Origin of the sequence: Rhabdonatronobacter sediminivivens, assembly GCF_013415485.1 — a bacterium.
GTDB classification, from domain to species: domain Bacteria; phylum Pseudomonadota; class Alphaproteobacteria; order Rhodobacterales; family Rhodobacteraceae; genus Rhabdonatronobacter; species Rhabdonatronobacter sediminivivens.
Genome location: NZ_JACBXS010000038.1, coordinates 1 through 26,790, shown reverse-complemented (window position 1 = coordinate 26,790; position 26,790 = coordinate 1). Strand labels below are relative to the sequence as shown.

At 66.9% G+C, this 26,790-nt stretch carries 21 protein-coding genes; 11 read left to right on the top strand and 10 right to left on the bottom strand.

Going from position 1 to position 26,790, the window contains the following annotated elements; translation table 11 throughout:
* The first annotated feature begins 36 nt into the window (after positions 1 to 36).
* The 4 genes from lpdA (at position 37) to pgl (ending at position 4,644) form a co-directional block, all read left to right on the top strand.
* The gene (gene lpdA / locus HUK65_RS14885; RefSeq protein ID WP_179907065.1) at positions 37 to 1,422 is read left to right on the top strand and encodes a dihydrolipoyl dehydrogenase; all 1,386 of its coding nucleotides are present in this window, start codon (positions 37 to 39) and stop codon (positions 1,420 to 1,422) included.
* Between the two features lie 205 nt (positions 1,423 to 1,627).
* Entirely contained in the window at positions 1,628 to 2,212 is a 585-nt protein-coding gene (locus HUK65_RS14880; RefSeq protein ID WP_179907064.1) for an HNH endonuclease, read from the top strand.
* 315 nt (positions 2,213 to 2,527) lie between these two features.
* Entirely contained in the window at positions 2,528 to 3,973 is a 1,446-nt protein-coding gene (gene zwf / locus HUK65_RS14875; RefSeq protein WP_179907063.1) for a glucose-6-phosphate dehydrogenase, read from the top strand.
* Positions 3,973 to 4,644 (top strand): 6-phosphogluconolactonase, encoded by a 672-nt coding sequence (gene pgl / locus HUK65_RS14870; RefSeq protein WP_179907062.1) that lies wholly within the window; start codon positions 3,973 to 3,975, stop codon positions 4,642 to 4,644. The genes zwf and pgl overlap by 1 nt, the downstream gene beginning before the upstream one ends.
* 4 nt (positions 4,645 to 4,648) lie before the next feature.
* Here pgl and kdsA read toward each other — a convergent pair whose 3' ends face one another.
* The 6 genes from kdsA to HUK65_RS14840 form a co-directional block, all read right to left on the bottom strand.
* The gene (kdsA, locus tag HUK65_RS14865; RefSeq protein WP_179907061.1) at positions 4,649 to 5,479 is read right to left on the bottom strand and encodes a 3-deoxy-8-phosphooctulonate synthase; all 831 of its coding nucleotides are present in this window, start codon (positions 5,477 to 5,479) and stop codon (positions 4,649 to 4,651) included.
* Positions 5,476 to 6,267, bottom strand: a complete 792-nt coding sequence (locus HUK65_RS14860; protein WP_179907060.1) for a 3-deoxy-manno-octulosonate cytidylyltransferase — start codon at positions 6,265 to 6,267, stop codon at positions 5,476 to 5,478. Before HUK65_RS14860 ends, kdsA begins: the two co-directional genes overlap by 4 nt.
* 111 nt (positions 6,268 to 6,378) lie before the next feature.
* Positions 6,379 to 7,269: a lysophospholipid acyltransferase family protein gene (locus tag HUK65_RS14855; protein WP_179907059.1), complete on the bottom strand. Its 891-nt coding sequence runs from the start codon at positions 7,267 to 7,269 to the stop codon at positions 6,379 to 6,381.
* 89 nt (positions 7,270 to 7,358) lie between these two features.
* The gene (rimO, locus tag HUK65_RS14850; protein WP_179907058.1) at positions 7,359 to 8,738 is read right to left on the bottom strand and encodes a 30S ribosomal protein S12 methylthiotransferase RimO; all 1,380 of its coding nucleotides are present in this window, start codon (positions 8,736 to 8,738) and stop codon (positions 7,359 to 7,361) included.
* Positions 8,739 to 9,170: 432 nt separating this feature from the next.
* Positions 9,171 to 12,614, bottom strand: a complete 3,444-nt coding sequence (locus HUK65_RS14845) for a pyruvate carboxylase (RefSeq protein WP_179907057.1) — start codon at positions 12,612 to 12,614, stop codon at positions 9,171 to 9,173.
* A gap of 88 nt (positions 12,615 to 12,702) precedes the next feature.
* Positions 12,703 to 13,851: an alpha-hydroxy acid oxidase gene (locus HUK65_RS14840; protein WP_179907056.1), complete on the bottom strand. Its 1,149-nt coding sequence runs from the start codon at positions 13,849 to 13,851 to the stop codon at positions 12,703 to 12,705.
* 128 nt (positions 13,852 to 13,979) lie between these two features.
* On the opposite strand from HUK65_RS14840, the gene HUK65_RS14835 reads away from it, so the two are divergent.
* The 5 genes from HUK65_RS14835 to HUK65_RS14815 all read left to right on the top strand — a co-directional run bounded on the left by HUK65_RS14835 (position 13,980) and on the right by HUK65_RS14815 (position 19,283).
* Positions 13,980 to 14,417, top strand: coding sequence for a BLUF domain-containing protein (locus tag HUK65_RS14835; protein WP_179907055.1), 438 nt, complete (start codon positions 13,980 to 13,982; stop codon positions 14,415 to 14,417).
* Between the two features lie 226 nt (positions 14,418 to 14,643).
* The gene (locus tag HUK65_RS14830; RefSeq protein ID WP_179907054.1) at positions 14,644 to 14,805 is read left to right on the top strand and encodes a hypothetical protein; all 162 of its coding nucleotides are present in this window, start codon (positions 14,644 to 14,646) and stop codon (positions 14,803 to 14,805) included.
* A gap of 231 nt (positions 14,806 to 15,036) precedes the next feature.
* The gene (locus tag HUK65_RS14825) at positions 15,037 to 17,433 is read left to right on the top strand and encodes an ATP-dependent helicase (protein WP_179907053.1); all 2,397 of its coding nucleotides are present in this window, start codon (positions 15,037 to 15,039) and stop codon (positions 17,431 to 17,433) included.
* Positions 17,434 to 17,682: 249 nt separating this feature from the next.
* Positions 17,683 to 18,498: an ion transporter gene (locus HUK65_RS14820; protein WP_179907071.1), complete on the top strand. Its 816-nt coding sequence runs from the start codon at positions 17,683 to 17,685 to the stop codon at positions 18,496 to 18,498.
* 95 nt (positions 18,499 to 18,593) lie between these two features.
* Positions 18,594 to 19,283, top strand: coding sequence for a L,D-transpeptidase family protein (locus HUK65_RS14815; RefSeq protein WP_179907052.1), 690 nt, complete (start codon positions 18,594 to 18,596; stop codon positions 19,281 to 19,283).
* A 154-nt stretch (positions 19,284 to 19,437) separates the two neighbouring features.
* Here the strand turns inward: HUK65_RS14815 and amaB are convergent, their stop codons facing one another.
* The 3 genes from amaB to HUK65_RS14800 all read right to left on the bottom strand — a co-directional run bounded on the left by amaB (position 19,438) and on the right by HUK65_RS14800 (position 24,285).
* Positions 19,438 to 20,934 carry an L-piperidine-6-carboxylate dehydrogenase gene (gene amaB, locus HUK65_RS14810; protein ID WP_179907051.1) on the bottom strand — a complete coding sequence of 499 codons (1,497 nt, stop codon included), beginning with the start codon at positions 20,932 to 20,934 and terminating at the stop codon, positions 19,438 to 19,440.
* Positions 20,931 to 21,986: an ACP S-malonyltransferase gene (locus HUK65_RS14805; protein WP_179907050.1), complete on the bottom strand. Its 1,056-nt coding sequence runs from the start codon at positions 21,984 to 21,986 to the stop codon at positions 20,931 to 20,933. Before HUK65_RS14805 ends, amaB begins: the two co-directional genes overlap by 4 nt.
* Positions 21,987 to 22,095: 109 nt before the next feature.
* Positions 22,096 to 24,285: a thiamine pyrophosphate-dependent enzyme gene (locus HUK65_RS14800; protein WP_179907049.1), complete on the bottom strand. Its 2,190-nt coding sequence runs from the start codon at positions 24,283 to 24,285 to the stop codon at positions 22,096 to 22,098.
* A 137-nt stretch (positions 24,286 to 24,422) separates the two neighbouring features.
* Between HUK65_RS14800 and HUK65_RS14795 the strand changes: the two genes are divergently transcribed.
* A complete protein-coding gene (locus HUK65_RS14795; RefSeq protein WP_179907048.1) occupies positions 24,423 to 25,343 on the top strand; it encodes a LysR family transcriptional regulator in 921 nt (306 codons plus the stop codon).
* On the opposite strand, the gene HUK65_RS14790 is transcribed toward HUK65_RS14795, so the two are convergent.
* On the bottom strand, positions 25,325 to 26,053 hold the full coding sequence (locus HUK65_RS14790) for a glutathione S-transferase family protein (protein WP_179907047.1): 729 nt from the start codon (positions 26,051 to 26,053) through the stop codon (positions 25,325 to 25,327). The two genes, HUK65_RS14795 and HUK65_RS14790, sit on opposite strands and share 19 nt — an antisense overlap.
* Positions 26,054 to 26,141: 88 nt before the next feature.
* Here HUK65_RS14790 and HUK65_RS14785 point away from each other — a divergent pair, with 88 nt between their 5' ends.
* The gene (locus HUK65_RS14785) at positions 26,142 to 26,717 is read left to right on the top strand and encodes a TetR/AcrR family transcriptional regulator (protein WP_179907046.1); all 576 of its coding nucleotides are present in this window, start codon (positions 26,142 to 26,144) and stop codon (positions 26,715 to 26,717) included.
* Positions 26,718 to 26,790: the final 73 nt, after the last annotated feature.

Here is a 26,790-nt window from a genome sequence, read left to right as displayed (position 1 = left end):
CAGCCCCCATTGACCCCACCTGCAAAGGAGACCTCCATGTCCTATGATCTCATCGTCATCGGTTCAGGCCCCGGCGGCTATGTCTGTGCTATCCGCGCCGCGCAGCTTGGCTTGAAGGTCGCTTGCGTCGAAGGGCGCGAGACTCTGGGCGGCACCTGCCTGAATGTCGGCTGCATCCCCTCCAAGGCGCTGTTGCACGCCACCCATATGCTGCACGAGGCTGAGCATAATTTCGAGAAGATGGGGCTGGGCAGTGCGAAGCCCAAGGTCGATTGGAAAGGAATGCTGGCCTACAAGGATGACGTTATCGGCCAGAACACCAAGGGGATCGAATTCCTGTTCAAGAAGAACAAGGTGGACTGGATCAAGGGCTGGGCCTCCATCCCCGCGCCGGGCAAGGTCAAGGTGGGCGATGACACCCATGAGGCCAAGCATATCGTCATCGCCAGCGGGTCCGAATCCAGCCCGTTGAAGGGGGTGGAGGTCGATGAGAAAACCATCGTCACCTCGACCGGGGCATTGGAGCTGGGCAAGATCCCGAAAAGGATGATCGTCATTGGCGGTGGGGTGATCGGGCTGGAGATGGGCTCGGTCTATGCCCGTCTGGGCGCTGAGGTCACGGTGCTGGAGTATCTGGACCGGATCATTCCCGGCAGCGATGGTGAGGTCGCCAAGACCTTCCAGCGGCTGTTGAAGAAGCAGGGGATGGAGATCATAACCGGCGCCGCCGTGCAGGGCGCCGAGGCGTTGAAGACCAAGGCCAAGGTCACATATGCCCTGCGCAAGGATGACAGCGAACACACCATTGATGCCGATGTGGTTTTGCTGGCCACCGGGCGGCGGCCCTTCGTGGACGGGCTGGGGCTGACGGAGCTGGGCGTCAAGATGACGGAGCGCGGGCAGATCGCGACCGACCGGCAGTTCCGAACCAGCGTGGACGGCATCCATGCCATCGGCGATGCCATCGAAGGGCCGATGCTTGCCCACAAGGCGATGGATGACGGTCACGCCGTGGCGGAAATCATCGCCGGTCATGCGGGGCATGTTAATTATGATCTGGTCCCCGGTGTGATCTACACCGCGCCCGAGGTCGCCTCGGTCGGCGAAACCGAGGAGACCCTCAAGGACGCGGGCCGCGCCTACAAGGTGGGCAAGATCAGCTTCATGTCCAATGGCCGCGCCAAGGCCAACTTCCAGGCTGATGGCTTCGTCAAGCTGCTGGCCGACAAGGAGACCGACCGCCTGTTGGGCGCGCATATCATCGGGCCCTATGCCGGGGACATGATCCACGAGATCTGCGTGGCCATGCAGTTCGGTGCCTCGGCCGAGGATATCGCTCTGACCTGCCACGCGCATCCGACCTATTCCGAGGCCGTGCGCGAGGCCGCCTTTGCCTGCGGCGACGGGCCCATCCACGCCTGATCGGGCGTCATGGTGCCGGGGGCGAATTCCCGGCGCCGCCATCACAATATTGTAGCGTTTTGCCTGTACACCCACCATCGGTGGCCCAAAATACTTGACAGGCTTGCCTGACTGCGGGGACACCTTATAGTCAAGATGGCAAGGCGCTTGCCGATGCATGCCCCAAATCCGCATCGCGCCCGCGCCCCCCAGGCGAGGCGGTGCTATGGATGGTGCGTTCAGAGAAGCTTTTGTGCGGGATCCGGTGGGGATGCGTCATTTCCCGGCGCTTGTCCTGAACGCGGATTATCGCCCGCTCTCCTATTACCCGCTGTCGCTCTGGCCCTGGCAGGATGCGGTCAAGGCCGCGTTCCTGGACCGGGTGGATATCCTTGCGGAATATGATCATGTGGTGCGCAGCCAGCGGATGGAAATCCGCGTGCCTTCGGTGGTGGTGCTGCGCGAATATGTGCGCCCGCGCAAGCGTGCGGCCTTCACGCGCTTCAACCTGTTCCTGCGTGATGAATTTGCCTGCCAGTATTGCGGCGCCCGGCATGACCTGACCTTTGACCATGTGATTCCGCGCGCGCTGGGCGGGGTGACAAGCTGGGAGAATGTGGTCGCGGCCTGCGCCCCGTGCAACTTGCGCAAGGGCTCCAAGTCGTTGCGCAACTCGGGTTTGCGGCTGCGCAAGGCCCCGCGTGAGCCCGGGTCCGAAGAGCTGCGCAATATCGGCCGCCGTTTCCCGCCCAACCATCTGCATGAAAGCTGGCTGGATTACCTGTACTGGGACAGCGAGCTGGACGCCTGACCCTGCGGGTCCCGGCGCCGCCTTTCGCCCGCCGGGCACAGTTCAGGAACCGACCCGGGGCATTGAGCGCCATTCGCACCGAAAGCTTGTCTGCCAGCCGGTGCGGTTGGTCACGCCGACCTTGACCTGCTTTGACGCCAGGGGTGGGGTGGACACGGCGCCGATTTCCCACTATCGCATTGGCGAAAGTGCTGGTAGCGCTAACAGCGGCCCTGCTGGCGCTGTTTCGCCGGTTCGGGCCAGAGCGGCTGGTCAACTGCGGATGTTTCACCGATGCTGTCATGAGTCGCGGCGCCTGGGGAGAAAGAGGATCGAATGGTATCACGCGTCATTCCCGTCGATCGTTTTGACCTGGTGATCTTTGGGGCCACGGGGGATCTGGCACGCCGCAAGATTTTGCCCGGCTTGTACCGGCGCTGGCTGGACGGGCAGATCCCCGCGGGGTCGAAGATCATCGGGGCTGCGCGCAGCGATTTCGCGCCGGACGGCTTCGCCGGGTTTGTCCGCGAAGCCCTGGCCGAATTCGTGACCGAAGCGGAACTGCGCGATGATCGCCTGCCCGGTTTTCTGGACATGCTGGCCTATGTGCGCATTGAAGCCGCGGGCGCGGATGGCTGGCCTGAACTGGCCGCGCTGATCCGCGATGATACGGTGCGCGCCTTCTATTTCTCGGTCGGCCCGTCGCTCTTTGGCGATCTGGCCGAACGGCTGCACCATCACGGCATTGCCACGCCAGAAAGCCGGATCGTCATCGAAAAGCCATTTGGCCATGACCTTGCCTCGGCCCATGCGCTGAATGCCACGCTGGCGGCCTTTTTTGACGAAGGCCAGATCTACCGGATCGATCATTATCTGGGCAAGGAGACGGTTCAGAACCTGATGGCGGTGCGCTTTGCCAATATCCTGTTCGAGCCGCTCTGGAACGCGCAATTCATAGACCATGTGCAGATCACCGTGGCCGAAACCGTCGGCGTCAGCGGGCGCGGGGGATATTATGACCGCTCGGGCGCCATGCGGGACATGGTGCAGAACCATCTGATGCAGCTTCTGTGCCTGATCGCCATGGAACCGCCCCACAGGTTCGAACCCGATGCCATGCGCGACGAAAAGCTCAAGGTCATTCGCGCGCTGGATCCGGTGGGCCCTGGCGATGTGGTGCGCGGCCAGTATGGCGGCAATGGCGGGCAAGCCTATACCGACGAGGTCGAAAACCCCGACAGCCGGACCGAGACCTTTGTGGCCATGAAGTTGCACATCTCGAACTGGCGCTGGAAGGGGACGCCGTTTTTCGTGCGCACCGGCAAGCGTCTGCGGGCGCGGGCGTCCGAGATCGCGATTTTCTTCAAGGAGCCGCCCCATTCCATCTTTGGCGAGGCCGAGCGCTGGAAGGAAAACGTGCTGGTCATCCGCCTGCAACCGGATGAGGGCATGGACCTGCGGGTGATGATCAAGGAGCCTGGCCCGGGGGGGATGCGGCTGAAGGATGTGGCGCTGGACATGAGCTTCGCCGAGGCGCTGGGCGCCGATGCGCCCATCCCCGATGCCTATGAACGCTTGATCATGGACGTCATTCGCGGCAATCAGACCCTGTTCATGCGCGGCGATGAGGTCGAGGCCGCCTGGGCCTGGATTGACCCGGTGATCGAAGGATGGGAAAAACGCGCGGACGTGCCCCAACCCTATGACCCGGGAGGTTCCGGCCCCGAAGATGCGCTGATGCTGATGCACCGGGACGGACGCCGCTGGCGGGAGATCAAGTGATGGAGTTCATCGAATACCCGGACCGGGACATGCTGATGCTCAGCCTGGCTGACAAGCTGTCCTCGCAACTTGGCGCGGCCCTGCGCCGGCATGACACGGTCAGCCTGTCTGTGCCGGGTGGCACCACGCCGGGGCCGGTGTTCGACACGCTCAGCGGGGTGGATCTGGACTGGGACCGGGTGCATGTGGTGCTCAATGACGAACGCTGGGTGCCGGCGGATCATCCCCGGTCGAACACCGGGCTGCTGCGGGCGCGGCTGTTTCAGAACCACGCGGCGAAGGCGCATCTGATCCCGCTATACGCCGATACCCCCACGCCCGAGGACTCGCTTGATGCGCTTTCCGAGGGGCTGGCCCCGCATCTGCCGGTCTCGGTGGTGCTCTTGGGCATGGGGGCGGATATGCACACGGCCAGCCTCTTTCCCGGCGCCGACAACCTGGAGGCCGCGCTGGCCAGTGACGCGCCCCCCCTGATGGCCATGCGCGCCCCCGGCGCGTCTGAGCCGCGTATTACCCTGACCGCGCCCGTGCTGCGCGCTGCGCTCAACCTGCATATCCTGATCACCGGCGCCGAAAAGCGCGAGGCGCTGGAGCGCGCGCGCAAACTCTCGCCGTCCGAGGCCCCCGTGGCCGCGATCCTGTCCGAGGCGACTGTGCATTGGGCCGAATAGGCGGTTAGACTGCGCCCTTGGTCAGCCGGTCATACTCCTTCAGCCGCGCCAGCAGCGCCGGCATCTGGTCCAGCGGCACCATGTTCGGCCCGTCCGAAGGCGCGCTCTCTGGGTCCGGGTGGGTTTCGATGAAGAGCGCCGCGCAGCCCACCGCCAGTGCGGCGCGGGCCAGCGGGGCGACAAAGCGGCGATCCCCGCCCGAGGCGCCGCCCGCGCCCCCGGGAAATTGCACCGAATGGGTGGCGTCGAACACCACGGGCCAGCCGGTTTCCGCCATGATCGGCAGGGCGCGCATGTCCGACACCAGCATGTTGTAGCCAAAGCTGGCGCCACGCTCGCACAGCAATATCCGGTCATTCCCTGTGGATGCGATCTTGGCCGCCACATGCGCCATGTCCCCGGGCGCCAGGAACTGCCCCTTCTTCACCTGCACCGCCCGCCCGCTGCGGCCCGCCGCCAGCAGCAGGTCCGTCTGGCGGCACAGGAATGCGGGGATCTGGAGGATGTCGGCAACCTCGGCCACCGGGGCACATTGGGCGGGCTCATGCACATCGGTCAGCACCGGGCAGCCAATACGGTCGCGCAGCGCGGCCAGGATCTCCAGACCCGCCGCCAGCCCCGGGCCGCGCGGGGCGTTCAGGCTGGTGCGGTTGGCCTTGTCGAAACTGGCCTTGAAGATGAAGGGGATGCCCAGCCGCGCGCAGGCGGTGGCCAGCGCCTCGGCGATCTGCAGGGCGTGCTCGCGGGTTTCCAGTTGGCAGGGCCCGGCGATCAGCGCGAAGGGCAGGTCATTGCCCAGCCGCACGGGGCCGACCTGCACCGTCCGCGCCGTCATGCCAGTTCCAGCGCCCGCAGCCCGGCCTCAACCGTTGCGATATCGCCGGGGTTGTTGACCTCGTGGAAGCTGCGGCCGCGGGCATCGACGGTGACGCAATCGACGGGGATGGCGTGGTGCAGGAAGCGCAGCTGTTCCAGCCCTTCGGCCCGTTCGGTATTGCAGGGGCCGCTGCCAACATAGGCGGCCAGCGCGGCGGGGGTATAGGCATAGACGCCCACATGCAGCAGCACCTCCATCCGCCCGGCCTGGGCGCCATGGGGCAGCACCTCCTTGGAGAAATAGAGCGCCCGGCCCTGCGCATCGGTCACAGCCGTGGTGCCGCCGACGATCCCGGCGTGGCGGTCGGCGCGCAGGCGTTCGGCCTGGGCGTGGCTCAGCGGCAGCACCGGCGTGGCGACCTGCGCGCCCTGGGCCATGCGGTCCATCAGGGCCGAGACGAACCACGGTGGCGTCAGCGGCGCGTCGCCTTGCAGGTTGATGACCGTGCGCGGAGCGATGCCCAGCCGCGCCAGCGCATCGGCGCAGCGTTCGGTCCCGTTCTCGCAGGCCTCTGCGGTCATCACCACCTGCGCCCCGAAGCCCTGCGCCGCATTGGCGATGCGGTCATCGTCGGTGGCGATCCAGATCGCGTCCACCCCCGGCACCGCCCGCGCCGCGCGCCAGCACCATTCGATCAGGCTGCGGCTTTGCCCGCCCGGGCCGCGCAACGGGGCCAGCGCCTTGCCTGGAAAGCGGCTTGAGGCATAGCGCGCGGGGATGATGATGACGTTCTGGGGCGTGTGCATGGGTGATCCGTTGTCAGGCCTTGGGCATTTGCCGCGATCCTTGCATCTGAATATGGCATGCATGGGGCGATGGCCAGCGCGCCCCTGCGGGTGCGACACTGCGCGGCGGCTTCAGATCTTCCAGCGCCGATGTGTCCAGAGCCACTGGTCCATATGTCCGCGCACATGGCCCGCCAGATTGTCATTGAGCGCCTGGGTCATGGTCACCGGGTCGCTGTGGGGGATGGGCGGGTCGATGACGATGCGAAAGCTCAGCCCGTCAGGCTGGCGCAGCGCGTAGCCGGGCACCAAGAGCGCGTTGTGTTTCAGCGCGATCTCGGCCGCCGAAAGGGCCGTGCGGGCGGGTTTGCCCATGAAATCCAGCGCCGCGCCATGGGGCATGTCCTGATCGGTCAGGATGCCCACGGTGCCGCCCTGACGCAGGAAGCGCAGCATCCGCGCCAGCCCCTCGCGCCCGCGGGGAAAGGCCGGGTCCAGGAACAGCGACAGCGCGCGGACATAGCGGCGGTTCACGGCCGGGTTGGTCATGGGCATGTAAAGCCCCCCCGGCTGCAACCCCCGCGCGCGCAGGGCCGCAATTCCCGCCAAGTGGTTGCCCAGATGGCCCGTGGCCAGCACCACGGGGCGGCCTGCGGCATGGGCCTGCAGAAGCGCCTCCAGCCCCGCGCCGCCGATGGGCTGGGCGGCGGCGTGGGCCATGAACTCCGCCCCCGAGAATTGTTCGATCAGCGCCCGGCCCAGATTGTCCGGCACCTTGCGCACTAGGCGTTCGACATCGGCCGGGGGCAGGTCGGGGCAGATATGGGCGAGGTTCCGGCGAATGCGCCGCCGATAGCCGATCAGCGGCGCGATCACCCGGGCGGCGATCGCCCCCATCAGAGGCACCCGCCAGCGATAGGGCAGCCACAGCAGCACGCCGATCAGGCCGCCCATCACCGCATCCTCGGCCCGGTGGCGCAGGCGGATGCGGGCAGGAGGGGCGCTTAGGGGGCGGTCGGACATGGGCGGTCCTAGGGCTGGCGAGGGGTTTCTGGTCCTTAGCCTGCCGGGGTAGCGGGGTTCAAGCCTGCGCCCGACCTCGGCTTGCAGCCTCAACTGGCGGGCAGGATCCGCCCCCAGAGGTCATAGTCGCTGGCCTCTTCAACCTCGACCTGCAGGATATCGCCGGGGGTCAGCGTGTCGAAATCCTCATCGATGAACAGGTTGCCGTCGATCTCGGGGGCGTCGGCCATGGTGCGGCAGGTGGCGCCTTCATCATCCACGGCATCGACGATCACCTCCAGCCGCTGGCCGACCTTGGCGGCCAGCTTGGCGGCGGAAATCGCCTGCGCCTTTTGCATGAACCGGTCCCAGCGGTCCTGCTTGACCTCGTCCGGGACATGATCGGGCAGGGCATTGGCGCGGGCGCCGGCGACGTTTTCGTACTGAAAACAGCCGACCCGGTCCAGTTGCGCCTCATCGAGCCAGTCCAGAAGGGTCTGGAACTCGGCCTCGGTCTCGCCGGGGTAGCCGACGATGAAGGTGGAGCGCAGGGTGATTTCAGGGCAGATGGCGCGCCAGCGCGCGATCTCATCCAGGGTTTTGGCGCCGGCGGCAGGGCGGGCCATGCGTTTGAGCGTTTCCGGGTGGGCGTGCTGGAATGGGATGTCCAGATAGGGCAGCACCAGCCCGTCGGCCATGAGCGGGATCAGATCGCGCACATGGGGGTAGGGATAGACGTAATGCAGCCGCACCCAGGCGCCCAAGGCCCCGAGATCGCGCGCCAGATCGGTGATATGGGCGCGGTGGCCGCGCTCGGTGGCGTGGCGCAGGTCCAGCCCATAGGCACTGGTGTCCTGGCTGATCACCAGCAACTCGCGCACCCCGGCCTCGACCAGGCGCTCGGCCTCGCGCAGGATGGCGTGGGCGGGGCGGCTTTGCAGGCGGCCGCGCATGTCGGGGATAATGCAGAAGCGGCACTTGTGATTGCACCCTTCCGAGATCTTCAGATAACTGTAGTGTCGCGGCGTCAGACTGACGCCCGAGGCGGGCAGCAGGTCGATGAACGGGTCCGGGCTGGGGGGCACGGCGGCATGGACAGCATCGAGCACCTGTTCGTATTGGTGCGGGCCGGTGACGGCCAGAACCCTGGGGTGGGCGCCGGTGATATAGTCAGGCTCGGCGCCCAGGCAGCCGGTGACAATGACGCGGCCGTTTTCGCGCAGGGCCTCGCCGATGGCGTCCAGGCTTTCGGCCTTGGCGCTGTCCAGAAAGCCGCAGGTGTTGACGATCACCGCATCGGCGCCGCTGTAGTCGGGGCTGATGGCATAGCCTTCGGCGCGCAGGCGGGTGAGGATGCGCTCGCTGTCCACCAGCGCCTTCGGGCAGCCGAGGCTGACCATGCCGATGCGCGGCTGGCCGGGGCGGGCGGCATCGGGCAGACGCGCGGACGGGGCGAGATCGGGGCGCAGGCTGGGCGGGTTCTGGCTCATGGGCGGCATATAGGCGGTCCGCGGGCAGGGGGGAAGCCCCTTGCGGGCGCGACGGAGCGGCAAGGGTGGGCTCCCGCCCCCTGGCCCGCAGCGCGCGTTCCGCGCGCCACTGGCCAGGCGTTGGGCCGGGCCGCACGGGCAAGGCCCGTGCGGCTGTCACGCAGGCTGTCTGAGGCTGTGCTATCGCGGATAAGGTGCAACCGCAGCGCAGCCCGCCAGGGCTGCGCTGCCATGCCCAACGCCCGGGATGTGGCGCGGCACGCGCCGCGGACCGGGGGGCGGGAGCGCTCCCTTCCGGTGCTGTGCGTTTCGGCCCGGGCGTCCAGGGGCGGCCCTTGGCAGTGCGACAGCCCCCCGAGGCGTTTGGGCTGGGCCACAAAGCGCCTGCCACGCGGACAAAGGACCCCCGCGCCGCCCGGACCGAATAAGGCCCTATTCCTCGAACTCGATCAGCAGGTCCTTGGCGTCGATCTGGGCGCCGGGTTGGACATGCACGGCCTTGACCGTGCCTGCGCGTTCGGCGTGCAGGCCGGTTTCCATCTTCATCGCCTCGATCGTCAGCAGCAGATCGCCCGCATTCACCGTTTGCCCGGCGCTGACGGCGACGGTGGCCACCGCGCCCGGCATGGGGGCGCCCAGATGGGCCGGGTTGGCGGCATCGGCCTTCGCGCGCTGGGCGGTCTTGGCCTTGACCGTGCGGTTGGGCACGCGGACGGTGCGCGGCTGACCGTTCAACTCGAAGAACACGCGCACATCGCCGTCATCCTGGGTTTCGCCCAGGGTGATCAGCCGGATCTCCAGCGTCTTGCCCGGGTCGATCTCGGCCGAGATCTCCTCGCCCGGTTCCATCCCGTAGAAGAACGTTCGCGTCGGCAGGGTGCGGACCGGGCCATAGATGCGGTGGCGGCCCATGTAGTTCAGGAATACCTTCGGATACATCAGATAACCGCAGAGATCCTCGTCATCGATGCTCAGCCCTTCCAGTTCCTTTGAAAGCGCCGCGCGGGTTTCTTCCAGGTCCACCGGTTCCACATGCTTGCCGGGCCGGTCGGTGATCGGGGCGCGGCCTTTCAGGATGCGCTTCTGGATGCCCTCGGGCCAGCCGCCGGGGGGCTGGCCAAGCTGGCCGCTCATCAGCTCGATCACCGAATCGGGGAAGCTCATGTCCTTGTCGGGGTTTTCGACATCCGCACGGGTCAGCCCCTGACTGACCATCATCAGCGCCATGTCGCCGATCACCTTGGAACTGGGCGTGACCTTGGTGATATCACCGAACATCATGTTCACGTCACGATAGGTGCGCGCGACCTCATGCCAGCGGTCTTCCAGCCCCAGACTGCGGGCCTGCGCCTTGAGGTTGGTGAACTGCCCGCCCGGCATCTCGTGCAGATAGACTTCGGAGCTTGGCGCCTGCTGGCCGGTTTCAAAGGCCGCGTAATGGGCGCGCACCTCCTCCCAATAGTCCGAGATCGCTCGGATGGCGTTGATGTCCAGCCCGGTGTCGCGCTCGGTCCGGCGCAGGGCCTCGACGATGGAGCCCAGGGTTGGCTGGCTGGTGTTGCCGGAAAACGCATCCATGGCGCAATCGACGGCATCCACCCCGGCCTCGGCCGCGGCCAGAATGGACGCGCCGCCCAGCCCGCTGGTGTCATGGGTGTGGAAATGGACCGGCAGGCCGACCTCCTCCTTCAGCGCCTTCACCAGCACGCGGGCGGCGGCGGGCTTCAAGAGCCCAGCCATGTCCTTCAGCCCCAGCACATGGGCGCCTGCGTCGCGCAGTTCCTTGCCCATGGCAACGTAGTATTTCAGGTCATATTTGGCGCGCTCCGGGTCCAGCACATCGCCGGTGTAGCAGATGCTGCCCTCCAGCACCTTGCCGGTCTCCAGTACCGCATCCATGGCCAAGCGCATGTTTTCGACCCAGTTGAGGCTGTCGAACACGCGGAACACATCGACGCCCGTGTCGGCGGCCTGACGCACGAAGGCCTGCACCACATTGTCCGGGTAGTTGGTGTAGCCCACGCCATTGGCCCCGCGCAGCAGCATCTGGGTCATCACATTGGGCAGCCGCGCGCGAATGTCGCGCAGGCGCTGCCAGGGGCATTCCTGCAGGAAGCGGTAAGCCACATCGAAAGTGGCCCCGCCCCAGCATTCGACACTGAACAGCCCCGGCAGATTGGCGGCATAGGCGGGCGTCACCCGGATCATGTCGATCGAGCGCATACGCGTGGCCAGGAGCGATTGCGGCGCATCGCGCATGGTGGTGTCGGTGATCAGCAGCCGGTCCTGCGCCAGCATCCAGTCGGCCACGGCCTTGGGGCCTTCGCGCTCCAGCAGAGTGCGGGTGCCGTCAGTGGGCGTGCCCTGCGCCGCCGGAGGCTGCGGCAATTTCAGGTCCGAGCGCGGCAGGGCGCGGCCTGCGGTCTCCGGGTGCCCGTTCACGGTGATATCGGCGATATAGGTCAGGATCTTGGTCGCCCGGTCGCGCCGCTTGCGGAAGTTGAACAGCTCGGGCGTGCTGTCGATGAAGCGGGTGGTGTAGCTGTAGTCCAGAAACGCCGGGTGTTTCAGCAGGTTGATGACAAAGTCGATATTGGTGCTGACGCCGCGGATGCGGAATTCGCGCAGCGCCCGGTCCATGCGGATAATCGATTCCTCGGGCGTCGGTGCCCAGGCGGTGACCTTGACCAGCAGCGAATCGTAATAGCGGGTGATGACGCCCCCGGCATAGGCGGTGCCCCCGTCCAGCCGGATGCCCATTCCGGTGGCCGAGCGATAGGCAGTCAGGCGGCCATAGTCGGGGATGAAGTTGTTGAGCGGGTCCTCGGTCGTCACCCGGCACTGCACGGCATGGCCCGAGAGTGTCACATCGCCCTGGCTGGGCGCGCCGGTGGCGTCGGACAGGGTGGCGCCCTCGGCGATGCGGATCTGCGCCTTGACGATGTCGATGCCCGTAACCTCCTCGGTCACGGTGTGTTCGACCTGGATGCGGGGGTTGACCTCGATGAAGTAGAACTCGGCCGTGTCCATATCCATCAGGAATTCGACCGTGCCCGCATTCTGATAGCCCACGGCGCGGCCGATCTTGAGCGCGAGTTCGCAGACCTCGGCGCGCTGGGCGTCGGAGAGATACGGCGCGGGGGCGCGTTCGACGACCTTCTGGTTGCGCCGCTGCACGGTGCAGTCGCGCTCATAAAGGTGATAAAGGCTGCCATGCGTGTCGCCCAGCAGCTGCACCTCCACATGGCGGGCGCGCAGGATCATCTTTTCCAGATAGCCCTCGCCATTGCCAAAGGCGGCCTCGGCCTCGCGCCGGCCTTCGCGGACCTTGGCTTCCAGCTCGTCGGCGCCGTTGATGGGGCGCATCCCGCGCCCGCCGCCGCCATGGCTGGCCTTGAGCATAAGGGGAAAGCCGATGGCCTCGGCCTGCGCGCGGATGGCGTCCATATCCTCGCCCAGCACTTCGGTGGCGGGGATCACCGGCACGCCCGCGTCAATCGCCACGCGCCGGGCGCTGGCCTTGTCCCCCAGGGCGCGCATGGTATCGGCGCGCGGGCCGATGAAGGCGATCCCGGCGGCGTCACAGGCATCCACCAGTGCGGGGTTTTCCGACAGCAACCCATAGCCCGGATGGATCGCATCGGCGCCGCTTTCGCGGGCCACGCGGATGATCTCGTCGATCGAGAGATAGGCCTGCACCGGCCCCAGCCCGGCGCCGATGCGATACGCCTCGTCGGCCTTGAACCGGTGGAGGCCCAGCTTGTCCTCCTCGGCATAGACGGCGACGGTGCGCTTGCCCAGCTCATTGGCGGCGCGCAGCACGCGGATGGCGATCTCACCGCGGTTGGCGACCAGGATCTTGTTGAAAGCGGCCATGTGTGGTCCTTTCGCATGGGTAGGGGCGGATACTGGACAGGTTTCTAGACCACATTCCGCGCTGCAGCAAAAGCTTTGTAAGGTTCTGTTACAATTCGCGCAAAAGGCGCCGCCCTGCAGCATCCGCCGGGCGGCTGATCCCCATCTGCACCATGTTGGCGACCATGTCCTCGCGCAGGATATGCAGCAGATGCGACGGTCCGCGCGCGCCCAGCGCCCCCAGCGCATAGTGCCAGGCCCGGCCCAGCATGACGAAATCCGCCCCCAGCGCCAGCCCGCGCAGCACGTCCAGCCCGGTTTCCACGCCACTGTCGAAGATCACCGGAAAATCCGGGCCAAGGGCTGCGCGCACTCCGGGCAGCATCTCCAGCGCCGCGGGCGCGGCATCGAACTGGCGCCCGGTATGGTTGGACACCCAGATGGCATCGACCCCGGCATCGCGCAGACGCGGGGCGTCTTCGGCGTTCAGCACGCCCTTGACGATCAGGTGCCCGTCCCATTCGCGGCGCAGGGCGTGCAGATAGTCCCAGTCCGGCGCCGCGCGCAGCAGATAGCCCGCATGCGCAGTCGAGGGCGCGTTGCCGTCCAGTTTCAGATAGCCCTCCATCAGCCGCAGCCTTGGCGTGCCGTTGCGCAACGTGCGCAACGCCCATTCAGGCCGAAGGGCAGTCTGCCAGAGGATCCGCAGCGTGGTCTTTGGCGGGATGGCCAGGTCCGCGCGGCGCTGGCGTTCACGGCGTGAGGGGCCGGGCACGTCCACCGTCAGCACCAGCGTGTCGAACCCGGCCTTCTGCGCGCGGGTCAGCAGGTCACGCCGGATATCAGGGTCACGCGGGGGATAGAGCTGGAACCAGCCCATGTCACCGGCCAGCGGGCCGATTTCCTCGGGCAGGCGGGTGGCAACAGTGCTGAGCCCGTAGGGCAGGCGGGCGCCCTGGGCAAACCGGGCCAGCGTCTGTTCCGCACCGGGCCAGATCAGCCCGGACATGCCCAGCGGCGCAATCCCGAAGGGCACGGCATAGTCCTTGCCCAGAAAGCGGGTGCGCAAGTCGGGTGTGACCTCGCCGCCCAGAATGGCGGGGCGAAAGCGCACGGTATCCAGCGCGGCGCGGTTCGCGGCCTTGACCGCTTCACGCCCGGTGGCGCTGTCCACATATTCCCAGACGAAATGCGGCACCCGGCGGCGGCACCGGGCGCGCAGGTCCGACAGTTCCGGGTAGCGCAGGTCAGGGTCCATCCCCGGGACTATACCGTGTGATGGCAGCGCGGCAAGCCGCCCCAGGGTGCGAAATTCTCCGGGAGAAGGGACTCCTTAACGTTCCGGTCCTAAGCTGCGGATGATGTGCTTCAATCCCCGGAACCCCGATGCGCCGCATAACCTATATCAGTGCTGCCAAAGGCCTGCTCTCGCAGGATGAAATCCGCAAGATCCTCGAGGTCTCGCGCCGCAACAACCAGCGCGATGGGATCAGCGGGATGCTCGCCTATCATGATGGCAGTTTCTTCCAGGTGATCGAAGGCCCCGAACCAGAGATTGATGCGCTGCTGAGGCGGATTGCGCGGGACCCGCGCCACAGCGCGATTCTGCAGCTTCTCTCGGCCGAGGTCAGCAGCCGCGCCTTTCCTGAATGGCGCATGGCTTATGTGGACCTCAGCCAGGCGCCCGATACGCCCGGGATCGTGCAATTGCGCCAGATTGCGCAAGAGGCGCAGACCCTGACCGAGGATCGTCGCATCAATACGCTTCTGGCCAGTTTCGTGCGGGGATTCCGGGATCTGGCGACGGATCATGCCATGCCGTGATCGGTCATTCCGTGCCCGGCCCAAACCGGGGCGGAGCGCTGCGCGGGGCGTCCTGGTGTTGCGCGGCCCGTCCGATCTGGACGGGGGTGACCGGAAGGCACCGGCGAAAACGCGGAAGGTTCGCGCCCAGCGCTGGCCTGCCCCGCCCGAGATGCCTTCCCGGGGGGGCGCACCCGGGGCTCTGATCGATTGACAGCCCTTGGCATGTTCAGCATGATTTCAGGCGATGGATTTTCTGGTGATCGCATATTATGCGGCGGTTTGTTCTGCCTTGGCGGGTATTTCCCCCCGCGTTCCCGGGCGTGTCATGCGCTACCTTGTCGGTGCGATGGTGGGGGGTATTTCAGCGATCATGCTGCCGACAATCCGGGCGGCACTGGGTATCTGAGCCGCTGTTGCGGGTCCGCGCCCCTTGAAGATGTGCCATACGGGTCTGGGGGGATGATGCCTTCGAGCTCACAGCTTCGGGCGTGATGCTCAGGTTCCGGGGCATATGTTGCGGCTGGCGGGAGAGGCAGCGCCTGTGTGATGTCGCAACGGGCAGGAAATTCGCCGCGCGCCAGGAACAAGCCGTGAACACAACTTTTCATTCCGTATGGGGCGCGTTATGGTGCCGGGCATGAACCATTCCGACGATCCCGGCGCCTTTGCGCAACCCTCGCTTTCGGCCCGCGCCATGGCAGCCCGTCCGGCCCCGTATCTGGATGGCCTGAACGCGGCACAGCGGCAGGCGGTGGAAACCCTGGACGGTCCGGTGCTGATGCTGGCCGGCGCGGGCACCGGCAAGACCCGCGCGCTGACCGCGCGGATCGCGCATCTGCTCAACACCGCCCGCGCGCGCCCGAATGAAATACTGGCCGTGACCTTCACCAACAAGGCCGCGCGCGAGATGAAGGCCCGCGTGGGCCAGTTTCTGGGTGAGGCGGTGGAGGGGCTGCCCTGGATGGGCACCTTCCACTCCATCGGCGTCAAGCTGTTGCGCCGCCATGCGGAACTGGTGGGGTTGAAGCAGGGGTTCACGATCTTGGACACCGATGATCAGCAACGGCTGATGAAACAGCTGATCGTGGCCGAGAATATCGACGAAAAGCGCTGGCCTGCCCGGATGCTGGCGGGGATCATCGACAACTGGAAGAACCGCGCCTGGCGACCGGATATTGTCCCCGCCTCGGAATCGGATGCCTTCAACGGCCGGGGGGTGGAGCTTTACGCCGCCTATCAGGAGCGGTTGCGCACACTCAACGCCTGTGATTTCGGTGACCTGCTGCTGCACTGCGTGACGATCTTTCAGCAGCACCCGGATGTGCTGGAGAAATATCAGCGCTGGTTCCGCTACATCCTGGTGGATGAATATCAGGACACCAATGTGGCGCAGTATCTGTGGCTGCGGCTGCTGGCGGCGGGGCATCGCAATATCTGTTGCGTGGGCGATGATGACCAGTCGATCTATGGCTGGCGCGGGGCCGAGGTTGGCAACATCCTGCGATTCGAGCGCGATTTCCCCGGCGCCGCCGTGATCCGGCTGGAGCAGAATTACCGCTCGACCCCGCATATCCTGGCGGCTGCGGGGGCGGTGATCGCGGAGAATCAGGACCGGTTGGGCAAGGAGCTGTGGACCGAGGCCGAGGAGGGTGAGAAGGTCCGCCTGATCGGCCATTGGGATGGCGAGGAAGAGGCCCGCTGGGTGGGCGAGGAGATCGAGGCGCTGCAGGCGGGCACGCGCGGGCTGGACCCGGTCGGCCTGAACCAGATCGCGGTGCTGGTGCGCGCCAGCCACCAGATGCGCGCCTTCGAGGATCGGTTCCTGACCATCGGCATGCCCTATCGCGTGATCGGCGGGCCGCGATTCTATGAACGGATGGAAATTCGCGATGCCATGGCCTATTTCCGGCTGGCCGTCAGCCCCGCCGATGATCTGGCCTTCGAGCGGATCGTGAACACCCCGCGCCGGGGGCTGGGCGACAAGGCGCAGCAGAAGATCCAGCGCGCGGCGCGCGATGCCGGGGTGCCGCTGACCGAAGGCGCCCGCAGGTTGCTGGACGCGGGTGACCTGGGCGGGAAGGGCGCGCGCGAGCTGCGCCTGTTGCTGGATGCCATCGCGCGCTGGCATGCCATTGCCAGCGGACCGACGCCGGAGCCGGGCAGTGATCTGATCGAACCGCTGGAGGCGCCGCAGGGCATCAGCCATATCGAGCTGGCCGAGCGGATCCTGGACGACTCCGGCTATACCGCCATGTGGCAGGCCGACAAGACGCCCGAGGCGCCGGGCCGGCTGGAGAACCTCAAGGAGCTGGTCAAGGCGCTGGAAGAATTCGACAATCTGCAGGGGTTTCTGGAGCATGTCTCGCTCATCATGGAGAATGACTCGGAAGAAGCCACCGAAAAGGTGACCATCATGACCCTGCATGGGGCCAAGGGGCTGGAGTTTCCGGTTGTGTTCCTGCCCGGGTGGGAGGACGGGCTGTTCCCCTCGCAGCGCACGATGGATGAGAGCGGGATCAAGGGCCTGGAGGAAGAGCGCCGTCTGGCCTATGTGGGCATCACCCGGGCCGAGGCGATCTGCACCATCAGCTTTGCCGCCAATCGCCGGGTATACGGGCAATGGCAGTCGCAGCTTCCCTCGCGCTTTGTGGATGAACTGCCCGCGGCGCATGTAGAGGTGCTGACCGCGCCCGGCCTGCATGGCGGCGCGATGGCCCCACCCGCGGCGGCGCAGGGGTTGGAAAGCCGCGCAGCCGGGGCGAATGTCTATAATTCACCCGGCTGGAAGCGCTTGCAGGCGCGTAGCGGCCGGGCCTCGGGGACACCCCGCGATGCGCGCGACATGGTGATCAATGCCACCGCCGAACCGGCTTTCGATCCGGGCGCGCGCGTGTTCCACCAGAAATTCGGCTATGGCCGGGTGAGCGCGATCGAAGGCGACAAGGCGCATGTGGACTTCGAAAAGGCCGGCGCGCGCCATGTGGTTGCCCGTTTCCTGGTTCCTGCGGCGCAGGCCGATGATGTGCCGTTCTAGCAAGCCGTATGCCGGGGCGCGGTGGGCAGACGGGGCTGCGTTGATGCCGCCTTGCAGATTGTCCGGCTGCGGGATCGTGGTGCAGGACGCTTGCGGCGCGCCCGTTGTTTGGCCATATGGCCGGAACGACGTGCTGCACCTTGTTGCAGCGCCGGGGGCCAGCCCCCGGATCCCCGGAGTATTTCTGGCAAGATGAAGGCATCCATGCAGGACAAGACAGAGCACCCTGAGCAGCCAAGGCAGCGCGGCCTGACGGCCCGGGAAAAGGTGGCGGCGTTTCTGGATCAACGCTGGGTGCAGAACGGGATCATCGGGGTGATCCTGTTCAACGCCGTGATCCTGGGGATGGAGACATCGCGGGACATCATGGCTGCCGCAGGCCCGCTGATCATGTCGCTGGACCGGTTGTGTCTGACGATATTCGTGATCGAGATCGCGCTGAAGCTTTATGCGCAGCGGTTCGGATTCTTTCGGTCCGGCTGGAACCTGTTCGATTTCGTCATTGTGGGTATTTCGCTGGTGCCCGGGGCGGGGGCGTACACGGTTCTGCGCGCGCTGCGGATCCTGCGATTGCTGCGGGTGGTGTCCGTGACGCCCAGCCTGCGGCGGGTGGTCGAAGGGTTTCTGAAGGCCCTGCCGGGGATGGGCTCGGTCTTTCTGCTGATGAGCATGATTTTCTACATCGGATCGGTCATGGCCACGAAACTGTTCCAGGACAGTTTCCCCGAGTGGTTCGGGACAATCGGGGCCTCGGCCTATTCGCTGTTCCAGATCATGACGCTGGAAAGCTGGTCCATGGGCATCGTGCGCCCGGTGATGGAGATCTACCCTTACGCCTGGGTGTTCTTTGTTCCCTTCATCATGATGACCACTTTCGCGGTGGTGAACCTTCTGGTCGGTTTGATCGTGAACTCGATGCAGGATGCCCATGCCGAAGAAAGCAATCAGCAGACCAGCGACTATCGGGATGAGGTTCTGTCACGATTGCGCGCAATCGAAGCGCGGCTGGAGGCCGAGAAAGCCGAGGACGAAAGGGCGACTGTGGCCCGGAACACGCGGAAGTGATCGCAGAAGCGCGCTCCGGGCGCCCCGGGCTACGGTTTTTGTAGCCGAAATTACCGCAATCCGGCATCGTCGGAAAAAATTGCTTGGGGCAGAGCATGATTCTTTCGCGTCTTGTGACCCTGTTTGCAGCTGTGCTCATTCTGGCGAGTTGTGGCAGCCCGTCGAAGTTCCGGACCTACAACGGGCCGGAAGTCACCCAGATCCGGGTCTACAAGGCGGAGCGCCGGATGGAGCTCTGGCACCATGACCGGATGCTGCGCACATTCCGTGTGGACCTGGGTAATCCCAATGGCCACAAGCAGCAGGAAGGCGACCGTCGCACGCCCGAGGGGCGCTATTTCATCGACCGGCGCAACCCCGACAGCCGGTTTCACCTGTCGATCGGCATCTCCTATCCCAATGCCGCAGACCGCGCCTCGGCCGCGGCGCGTGGTGTGTCTCCCGGCGGCGATATCTTTATCCATGGCCGCGGGCCACGGTTTCAGAACGTCCGCGGCGACTGGACGGATGGCTGCATCGCCGTCACCGACAGGCAGATGGAAGACATCTATGCGATGGTGCGCAATGGTACCCCCATCGACATATTCGCATCGCGCGCGGCGTCACGCCAGGGCAAGCGCCCTGTCGCGGTCAACCTTCCGCGGCCGGAACCGGTCAATTACGGGGGTGCGGTGCCGGGCCCGGAAACCGGTCCTGCTCGGGCGTCAGCGGTCGTGTCTCCGGTGTCGGGCCCTCCCGGGATCATGCCTCCGCCGCGGCCGATGCCACAAGGTACTGCCCCCTGAGAGCAGAACTCCGCTTCAGCTTCTGTGCCGGGCATGGAGTGGCGTCGAGCCTGTCTGGCCAGGTGTGAACAGGGGGCAAAATGCCCCCTGACGCCGCACGAAGTGCCAGAAGGCGCGCGCGCGGGACGCGCGCTCCGCTTGGCTGGTATCGGGCTCAGAGGTCGAACTTGACGCCCTGTGCCAGAGGCAGCTCGCGCGAATAGTTGATGGTGTTCGTCGCCCGCCGCATGTAGCCTTTCCACGCGTCCGAGCCGCTTTCGCGCCCGCCGCCGGTTTCCTTCTCGCCGCCGAACGCGCCGCCGATCTCGGCCCCTGAGGGTCCGATGTTTACATTGGCGATCCCGCAATCCGATCCTGCATCGGACAGGAAAGTTTCGGCCTCGCGCAGGTCGGTGGTGAAGATGCAGGATGACAGGCCCTGCGGCACATCGTTCTGCATTGCAATCGCGTCGGACAGCTCCGTATAGCCCATGACATAGAGGATCGGTGCAAAGGTCTCGGTCCGCACAATGTCGGTCTGGGCGGGCATTTCGACAATCGCCGGGCTGACATAGGCGCCGCCCGTCACCGCCTCGACCGCTTCACCACCATGGACCGTGCCGCCTTCACCGCGCGCGATCTGCAGCGCGGCCAGCATGCGGTCGCGGGCCGCGCTGTCGATGATGGGGCCGACCAGCGTGCCGGGTGCGCGCGGGTCGCCTATGGGCAGGGTGGCATAGGCCTTGGCCAGACGTTCGACCAGTTCCGCGCGGATGCTGTCATGTGCGATCACCCGGCGCAGGCTGGTGCAGCGTTGTCCGCAGGTTCCAACGGCCGAAAACACGATCGCGCGCACCGCCATGTCCAGATCCGCCGAGGGCGCGACGATCATGGCGTTGTTCCCGCCCAGTTCCAGGATGCAGCGCCCGAAGCGTTCGGCGACTTTCGGTCCGACCTTGCGCCCCATGGCGGTGGACCCGGTGGCCGAGACGATGGCGACATCCTTGTGCCCGACCATCGCGGCCCCGACATCGGCGCCGCCGATGACCAGTTGCACCAATCCGTCGGGCGCGTCATCGCCAAAGCGCTCCAGCGCGCGATCCAGGATCTTCATGCAGGTCATGGCCGTCAGCGGCGATTTCTCGGACGGTTTCCAGATCACAGGATTGCCGCAGACCAGCGCAATGGCCGTGTTCCAGGACCAGACGGCCACGGGGAAGTTGAAGGCGGTGATCACGCCGCAGGGGCCCATGGGGTGCCAGGTTTCCATCATCCGGTGGCCGGGCCGTTCGCTGGCGATGGTCAGCCCGTAAAGCTGCCGGCTCAGGCCCACGGCAAAGTCGCAGATGTCGATCATCTCCTGCACCTCGCCCAGACCTTCGGACGTGATCTTTCCCGCCTCCAGCGTGACCACGGCGCCCAGTTCGTCCTTGGCCGCGCGCAACTCCTCGCCCAGCAGGCGCACCAGCTCGCCCCGGCGCGGGGCGGGCAGGTCGCGCCAGCTCTGGAACGCGGTCCGGGACCGGGCCACAATGGCGTCCATATCGGCGGCGGATGTCTCGGTCAGCCGCGCCACCTCGGCGCCGTCGATGGGTGAGTGCACGGCCAGCGTGCCGCCGCTCAGCTCATCCGCGCTCAGGCCTGCGGCCTTCAGAACATCTGCATGGGTCATTCCTGTATCTCCCTTTCGGTTGTGCCCGTGGCAAGGCCGCGCTGCTCGTCCAGTCCCATCGAGACCAGCATCGGCGCCGCGGCCTGCCGGGCCTTGAAATCATCCTTCGATCCCATGCCGTCCCAGCCGGACAGGATCAGCGATTGCGCCACCGCGCCCCCCAGCGTGGTGCCGGGGCCGGTGACAATGAACAGATCGGGGGCGAATTCCCGCGCCGCCGTGCGGATGGCGGCGGTGAAATCATAGCTCTGGGTGACCTGATGGCCCAGCGTATAGTCCCAAAGCGCCTGCGGATCGCTGGCCCCCGGCCACCAGATGGCCCCGCGCCCGTCCACCAGCGGCAGGCGCGGTTGGCCGAACAAGGCGGGCGCCAGCGCGGCGCGGCCCTGCCGGGCCACCGGCGCCTGCAGGTCGGTGTGAAACGCCGCATGGTTGCCCAGCCGCAGGGGAAAGCGCCCTTCGGTGGGCGGCGCCTCGGCCTCGAAGGCTGCCAGCCCGGCCTCATTCCCCGCCAGCACCAGCATCCCGCCCAGGTCGATGGACAGCGCCAGCCGATGGCCGTCGCGCGCGTCGATCTCGGCCACCTGATGCAGCAGCGCGGCCTTGCGGTCCGGGTCCGGGCGCCAGTCCGCGCCCATATGCGGATAGACCAGTTGCCCGCCGATCAGCGCGTCTTGCATCAGCCGGCCCATGGTGTTGACCACCGTGAATCCGTCCTCGGGGCTCAGGGCGTCCGCGCAGGCCAGGGCCGAATACCAGCCCATGGAGTTGCCGGTGACGGCCACCACCTGCACCGCGTCGCCGTCGATAGACAGGAAATCCCCCAGCGCGGCCGCATAGATCAGCGCCGAGGCATTGTCCCCCCGCGTGTGCTTCGCCCCCGAAAACCGCGCCGCGCCATCGAGCGCCGAGAGTGTCTCCTGCCCCTCGGCCACGCGCATGGCATCGAATCGCGCCATCAGCCTTGCATCCGGGAAATGACGCCCCAGTGTGCCCAGTTCAGCCTTGTTATAGGTCCCCCGTCCGGGGCAGATGACCACCGCCGTTTTCATTCCGTGCCCTCCAATCGGACCGCGCCAGCGGTCCGGCCCGCGCCCGGGGCGCAAGGGTGGGTGGGTGGGGCGCCCCGGGCGCGGGCACCGTTGAGCAGGCGCGCAACGCTCATCGCCCGCGCTCCATCAGGTCGCGCGCCACCGCCACGATGCCCTCGGCCGACGGCATCGTCGCCGCATAGGCCGGGCCGGTGGCGATGAAACTGTCCTCGGCCGTCAGCCGCGCGAAGGGCACATCCAGATGCTCTGCCCCCCAGGCCATGAGCGCCTCGGCCACCCCGCCCGAGCGCCGGGTTTCATCCACGAACAGCACACGCTCCACCCCGTCCAGCGCCGCCGCCAGCCCGGCCCCGGGCAGCGGCGAAAGCCAGCGCAGATCCACCACCCGCGCGGCCACACCGTCCTGCGCCAGCGCCGCCTGTGCCTGATGCGACAGGTATCGCCCGTTGCCGAAACTCACCAGCGCCAGATCGCGGCCCTCGCCATGCACACCGACTTCGCCCAGCCCGATCCGCCGGTCCGGCGCCGGGTAGCGGTCCATCCAGCCGCCATCCCCGGCCGCGTGCAGGTCACGCATCGGATAGAGCGCGATGGGCTCCAGAAACACCACCACGCGGGCCTCTTCGCGCGCCAGCCGCACGGATTCGCGCAGCATCATCGCGGCATCCGCGCCCCCGGACGGGCAGGCCAGCACCACACCGGGAATATCGCGCAGCACCGCCACCGAATTGTCATTGTGGAAATGCCCGCCAAACCCCTTCTGATAGCCCAACCCGGCAATGCGGATCACCATGGGGTTGGAAAACTGCCCGTTCGAGAAGAAGGGCAGCGTCGCCGCCTCGCCGCGCAACTGATCTTCGGCATTGTGCAGATAGGCCAGGAACTGGATTTCCGGCACCGGGATGAACCCGTTATGCGCCATGCCAATAGCCAGGCCCAGGATGGATTGCTCATCCAGCAGCGTGTCGATCACGCGGGACGCGCCGAACCGGCCATGCAGCTTCTGCGTCACGCCATAGACGCCGCCCTTGCGCCCCACATCCTCGCCCATCAGCGCGATTTCAGGATGGGCCAGCATCAGGTCGGTCAGCGCCCAGTTGATCAGCCGCGCCATGGGCTGCGGGCTGTCCATGGCCTTCAGGTCGGCGCCGAACGCCGCTTCGCGGGCCTCCGCCGATGGCCCGTTGGTGGGGCGGCAGGGGCGCGGCGGCGGGATCAGGCTGGCTATGACCTGCGCGGCGGTCTTAAGCCGCGGGCGCTCGGCGGCGGCATCGGCCACACGCTCCACCCGCGCGCAGGTGTTGGTGTATATATCCAGCGCCGCCGCGGGCTCCAGCGCGCCGGCGTCGCGCAGCAGGCGGACGGAATGGAGCAGCGGGTCGTTGGCTTCCTCGGCCTCGACCTCGGCGCGGGACAGGTAGCTGGTGGGCACATCGGCGCCGGCATGGCCATAAAGCCGTACCGTGCGGATATGCAGGAAGGCGGGCTTGCGGCGGCGGCGGACATAGGCGGCGGCCTCCTGCGCCACGCGGGAGGTCTCATAGAGGTCCAGCCCGTCGGCGCTGAAGTATTTCATCCCCGGACGGTCGCGGAATGTGGCCTCGATCCAGCCGCGCGGGGTCTTGACGGAAATGCCGATGCCGTTGTCCTCGCAGCAGAACAGGAGCGGCATGGGGATGGATTGGAACGCCGTCCATTGCGCGGTGTTGAACGCGCCCTGCGCCGTGGAATGGTTGGCCGAGGCATCGCCGAAGCTGCAATAGACGATGGCATCCTCGGGCAGCACGGCATGTTCCGGGCGCGCCCGCCGCGCCGCGCCGATGCTGTAGGCCGCGCCTACCGCCTTTGGCAGGTGGCTGGCGATGGTCGAGGTCTGTGGCGGGATCATCAGCGCGCGCGACCCCAGCACCTTGTGACGCCCGCCCGAGGTCGGATCCTCGACCGAACAGGCGAAGCTCAGCGCCATGTCCCAGGCGATGGTCTGGCCCGGCACCTGATCGGCCCGCGCGATCTGGAAGGCCGCATCGCGGTAATGCAGGAAGGCCATGTCCGTGGGCCGCAGCGCATGGGCCACCGCCGCCAGCCCCTCATGCCCCGAGGACCCGATGGTATAGAACCCGGTGCCCGCCTTCTGCATTGCACGGCTTTTGCGGTCCAGCGCGCGGCTGAGGCAGCCTGCGCGGAACAGGCGCACGGCCTCGGGGCCCTGCAGCGGCCCCGAAGGTGCTCGGCCCGGCGGCAGGTCATCCTCTGCCACCCGGCGCAGGAAATTGTCATGTACGATCTGCGCGCGATCCATGGTCCCTCCGTTCCGGGTGCCAGAATGCCGCCCCGCCGCGCCGGTTGCAATCGGTTCCGGGGCGGCAGGGCAGGGGTTGTGATATGCTCTATGCGCCAGTTTCGACCCGGGTTATACGCCTCTTTAGGCGTATTCATATGAGCAAAGCACATACCATGGCCCATCCAAGGCGGTTCCTGCCCTCGATCAGCCTGCTGGCGGCCTTCGATGCGGTCATGCGCACGGGGTCCACCCTGGCGGCGGCGCATGACCTGGACCTGACCCAGGGCGCGGTCAGCCGGTTGATCCGCGCGCTGGAAGATCAGCTTGGCCGGCAATTGTTCCTGCGCGAGGGGCGGCGGCTGAAACCCACCGACCATGCCCGCGCCTATGCCCGCGACGTGGCGCGCGTGCTGGATCTGCTGGGCCAGGCGAGCCAGCGGGTGCAGGCCGATACCGGCGCGGGCACCCTGGCGCTGGCCATCCTGCCCAGCTTTGGCAGCCACTGGCTGATGCCGCGCCTGCCGCGGTTCCTGTCGGCGCATCCCGGCCTGCGGCTCAGCCTGGGCACGCGGCTGAGGCCGTTTGATTTCGACAGCGAAGGGTTTGACGCGGCCATCCATTTTGGCACGCCGGACTGGCCCGGGGTGGCCTCGGCGGAGCTGTTCGGGGAAAGCCTGGTGCCGGTTTGCGCGCCGGGGCTGGCGCCGGAACCTGCGGATATGGCGGCACTGCTGGCGCTGCCTCTGCTGGGCCTGGACACACGCCCGCGCGCCTGGGCCGAATGGTGCGCCGCCCAAGGGCTGGATGCCGCGCCCGCCATGACCCTGCAGTGCGACCAGTTCGCCCCCCTGACCGAGGCCGCCATCCACGGCCTGGGCGTTGCCCTTCTGCCCGATTTTCTGGCCCGTCCGGCGCTTGCTGCCGGGCATCTGGTGGCCCCTTGGGGGGGCGCCACGCCTGCCAGCGGCGCCTATTACCTTGTCTGGCCTGAAGTCGGTGCCTGGTATCCCCCCTTGCGTGCCTTTCGTGACTGGCTGCGGGCCGAGGCCGCGCCCCCTCAGGCCACCCGCGCCTGATCTGCCCCGAAGGCTGCCGCCTGCAGCCGCGTGCTCCAGTCCGTGACATTGGGCAGGCGGCGCGCGTGGGTGGCCACGGGCGTTGCCATGGGCCAGTGCAGAAGCGGCGCCACCTGGCCCCAGACCGCAAAATCCACCACCCCCGGTTCGGCGCCGTTCAGCCAGCCCGTCCCCTCTGCCAGCACGGTATCCAGCCCGTCCAGATGCCGTTTGCCAAGGGCCGCAATCTCGGTCGCCTCCAGCCGGGCGATCCCGCGGGCGTGCAACTGCCGTGCGAAATGGCGTTGCATCTGCCGCGCGATCAGGGGCGCCAGCAGGGGCGGCGCGGCCTCGGCCAGCAGCGCACGAAACCCGGCAAAGCCTTCGGGGTGGAGGAACAGCTCCCATTCCAGGATCTGGTGGAAGCGTTCCTCGAACGCGGTCTTCAGCGCATCGCGCATGACCGCAGCCGCATCCGGCTGCGCCATCGGGTCGCCCAGTCCATGCCGCGCGGCCAGATGGCGGATGATGCGGTCGCTGTCGCCCATGCGCAACCCGTCCTGTTCGATCCAGGGGCTTTTGCCCAGCGGCCCGTTTGCGGGGCGATTGTCCACCACCCCGCGCCAGGGGATCCCGGCATGGGACAGCCAGGCCATGAGCTTGAGTGCAAACGGTCCGCTGGAGGGCAGCCCCCAGGCCGGAGCGAAGGCATGGACATGCAGATCGGACATGATGGTGGTTTCCCTGTTCAGAAGGCGCTTGCTTACCAATGGTAAGGAGGTTAACTTACCATTGGTAAGCAAGCAAGGATTTTCCCCCATGTCCGAGCGCAAGGCCCGTATCACCGCCGAGGCACTGGCCTTGCTGCGCGATGGCGGGATGGGGGCTGTGACCTTCGATGCCCTCGCCGCACGGCTGGGGATCAGCAAGCAGGCGGTCATCTACTGGTTCCCCAACAAGGCCCAGCTTCTGGGGGCTGTCGCACTCGGCTGCCTGCGCGAAGAGGCCGCAGTGGCTATCGCCGCCGCCCGGGACGCCCCCGGCCCCGAGGCGGCGCGGCGCAATGTGGTGCAGGCGTTGATCGGCTTTCACCTGGCGGATCTTGCGCGGTTTCGGCTGATGTATGCCGCCCCGCAGATCGGCGCCCGTCCGACCTGGGCGCCCGATATCCTGGACCGGGTCCATGCCATCACCACGGAACAGTATGGCACCGTCGCCCGCGCCCTGGGCGGTGACACGGAGGAAGCCCGCCGCCAGGCCGTGGCCCTGCACATGGCAGCCCTTGGCCACGTGCTGCTGGTGGGGCTGACCGATGCCGTGGGCGACCCCATGCGCCACAGCCCGCAGACGCTGGCACGGACCCTCGCCGGTCTGCTTGCCCCGCACCCGCCCTGATACGGTTTCCGGCTGATTGACTCGCGTTGGCAGGTATTCCCAGCGAGAATCGAGTGTTTTACTGTCTGCCCAA

Coding starts and splice junctions, on each gene's coding strand:
- lpdA (WP_179907065.1), top strand. CDS start 37: ATGTCCTATGATCTCATCGTCATCGGTTCAGGCCCCGGCGGCTATGTC.
- HUK65_RS14880 (WP_179907064.1), top strand. CDS start 1,628: ATGGATGGTGCGTTCAGAGAAGCTTTTGTGCGGGATCCGGTGGGGATG.
- zwf (WP_179907063.1), top strand. CDS start 2,528: ATGGTATCACGCGTCATTCCCGTCGATCGTTTTGACCTGGTGATCTTT.
- pgl (WP_179907062.1), top strand. CDS start 3,973: ATGGAGTTCATCGAATACCCGGACCGGGACATGCTGATGCTCAGCCTG.
- kdsA (WP_179907061.1), bottom strand. CDS start 5,479: ATGACGGCGCGGACGGTGCAGGTCGGCCCCGTGCGGCTGGGCAATGAC.
- HUK65_RS14860 (WP_179907060.1), bottom strand. CDS start 6,267: ATGCACACGCCCCAGAACGTCATCATCATCCCCGCGCGCTATGCCTCA.
- HUK65_RS14855 (WP_179907059.1), bottom strand. CDS start 7,269: ATGTCCGACCGCCCCCTAAGCGCCCCTCCTGCCCGCATCCGCCTGCGC.
- rimO (WP_179907058.1), bottom strand. CDS start 8,738: ATGAGCCAGAACCCGCCCAGCCTGCGCCCCGATCTCGCCCCGTCCGCG.
- HUK65_RS14845 (WP_179907057.1), bottom strand. CDS start 12,614: ATGGCCGCTTTCAACAAGATCCTGGTCGCCAACCGCGGTGAGATCGCC.
- HUK65_RS14840 (WP_179907056.1), bottom strand. CDS start 13,851: ATGGACCCTGACCTGCGCTACCCGGAACTGTCGGACCTGCGCGCCCGG.
- HUK65_RS14835 (WP_179907055.1), top strand. CDS start 13,980: ATGCGCCGCATAACCTATATCAGTGCTGCCAAAGGCCTGCTCTCGCAG.
- HUK65_RS14830 (WP_179907054.1), top strand. CDS start 14,644: ATGGATTTTCTGGTGATCGCATATTATGCGGCGGTTTGTTCTGCCTTG.
- HUK65_RS14825 (WP_179907053.1), top strand. CDS start 15,037: ATGAACCATTCCGACGATCCCGGCGCCTTTGCGCAACCCTCGCTTTCG.
- HUK65_RS14815 (WP_179907052.1), top strand. CDS start 18,594: ATGATTCTTTCGCGTCTTGTGACCCTGTTTGCAGCTGTGCTCATTCTG.
- amaB (WP_179907051.1), bottom strand. CDS start 20,934: ATGACCCATGCAGATGTTCTGAAGGCCGCAGGCCTGAGCGCGGATGAG.
- HUK65_RS14805 (WP_179907050.1), bottom strand. CDS start 21,986: ATGAAAACGGCGGTGGTCATCTGCCCCGGACGGGGGACCTATAACAAG.
- HUK65_RS14800 (WP_179907049.1), bottom strand. CDS start 24,285: ATGGATCGCGCGCAGATCGTACATGACAATTTCCTGCGCCGGGTGGCA.
- HUK65_RS14795 (WP_179907048.1), top strand. CDS start 24,423: ATGAGCAAAGCACATACCATGGCCCATCCAAGGCGGTTCCTGCCCTCG.
- HUK65_RS14790 (WP_179907047.1), bottom strand. CDS start 26,053: ATGTCCGATCTGCATGTCCATGCCTTCGCTCCGGCCTGGGGGCTGCCC.
- HUK65_RS14785 (WP_179907046.1), top strand. CDS start 26,142: ATGTCCGAGCGCAAGGCCCGTATCACCGCCGAGGCACTGGCCTTGCTG.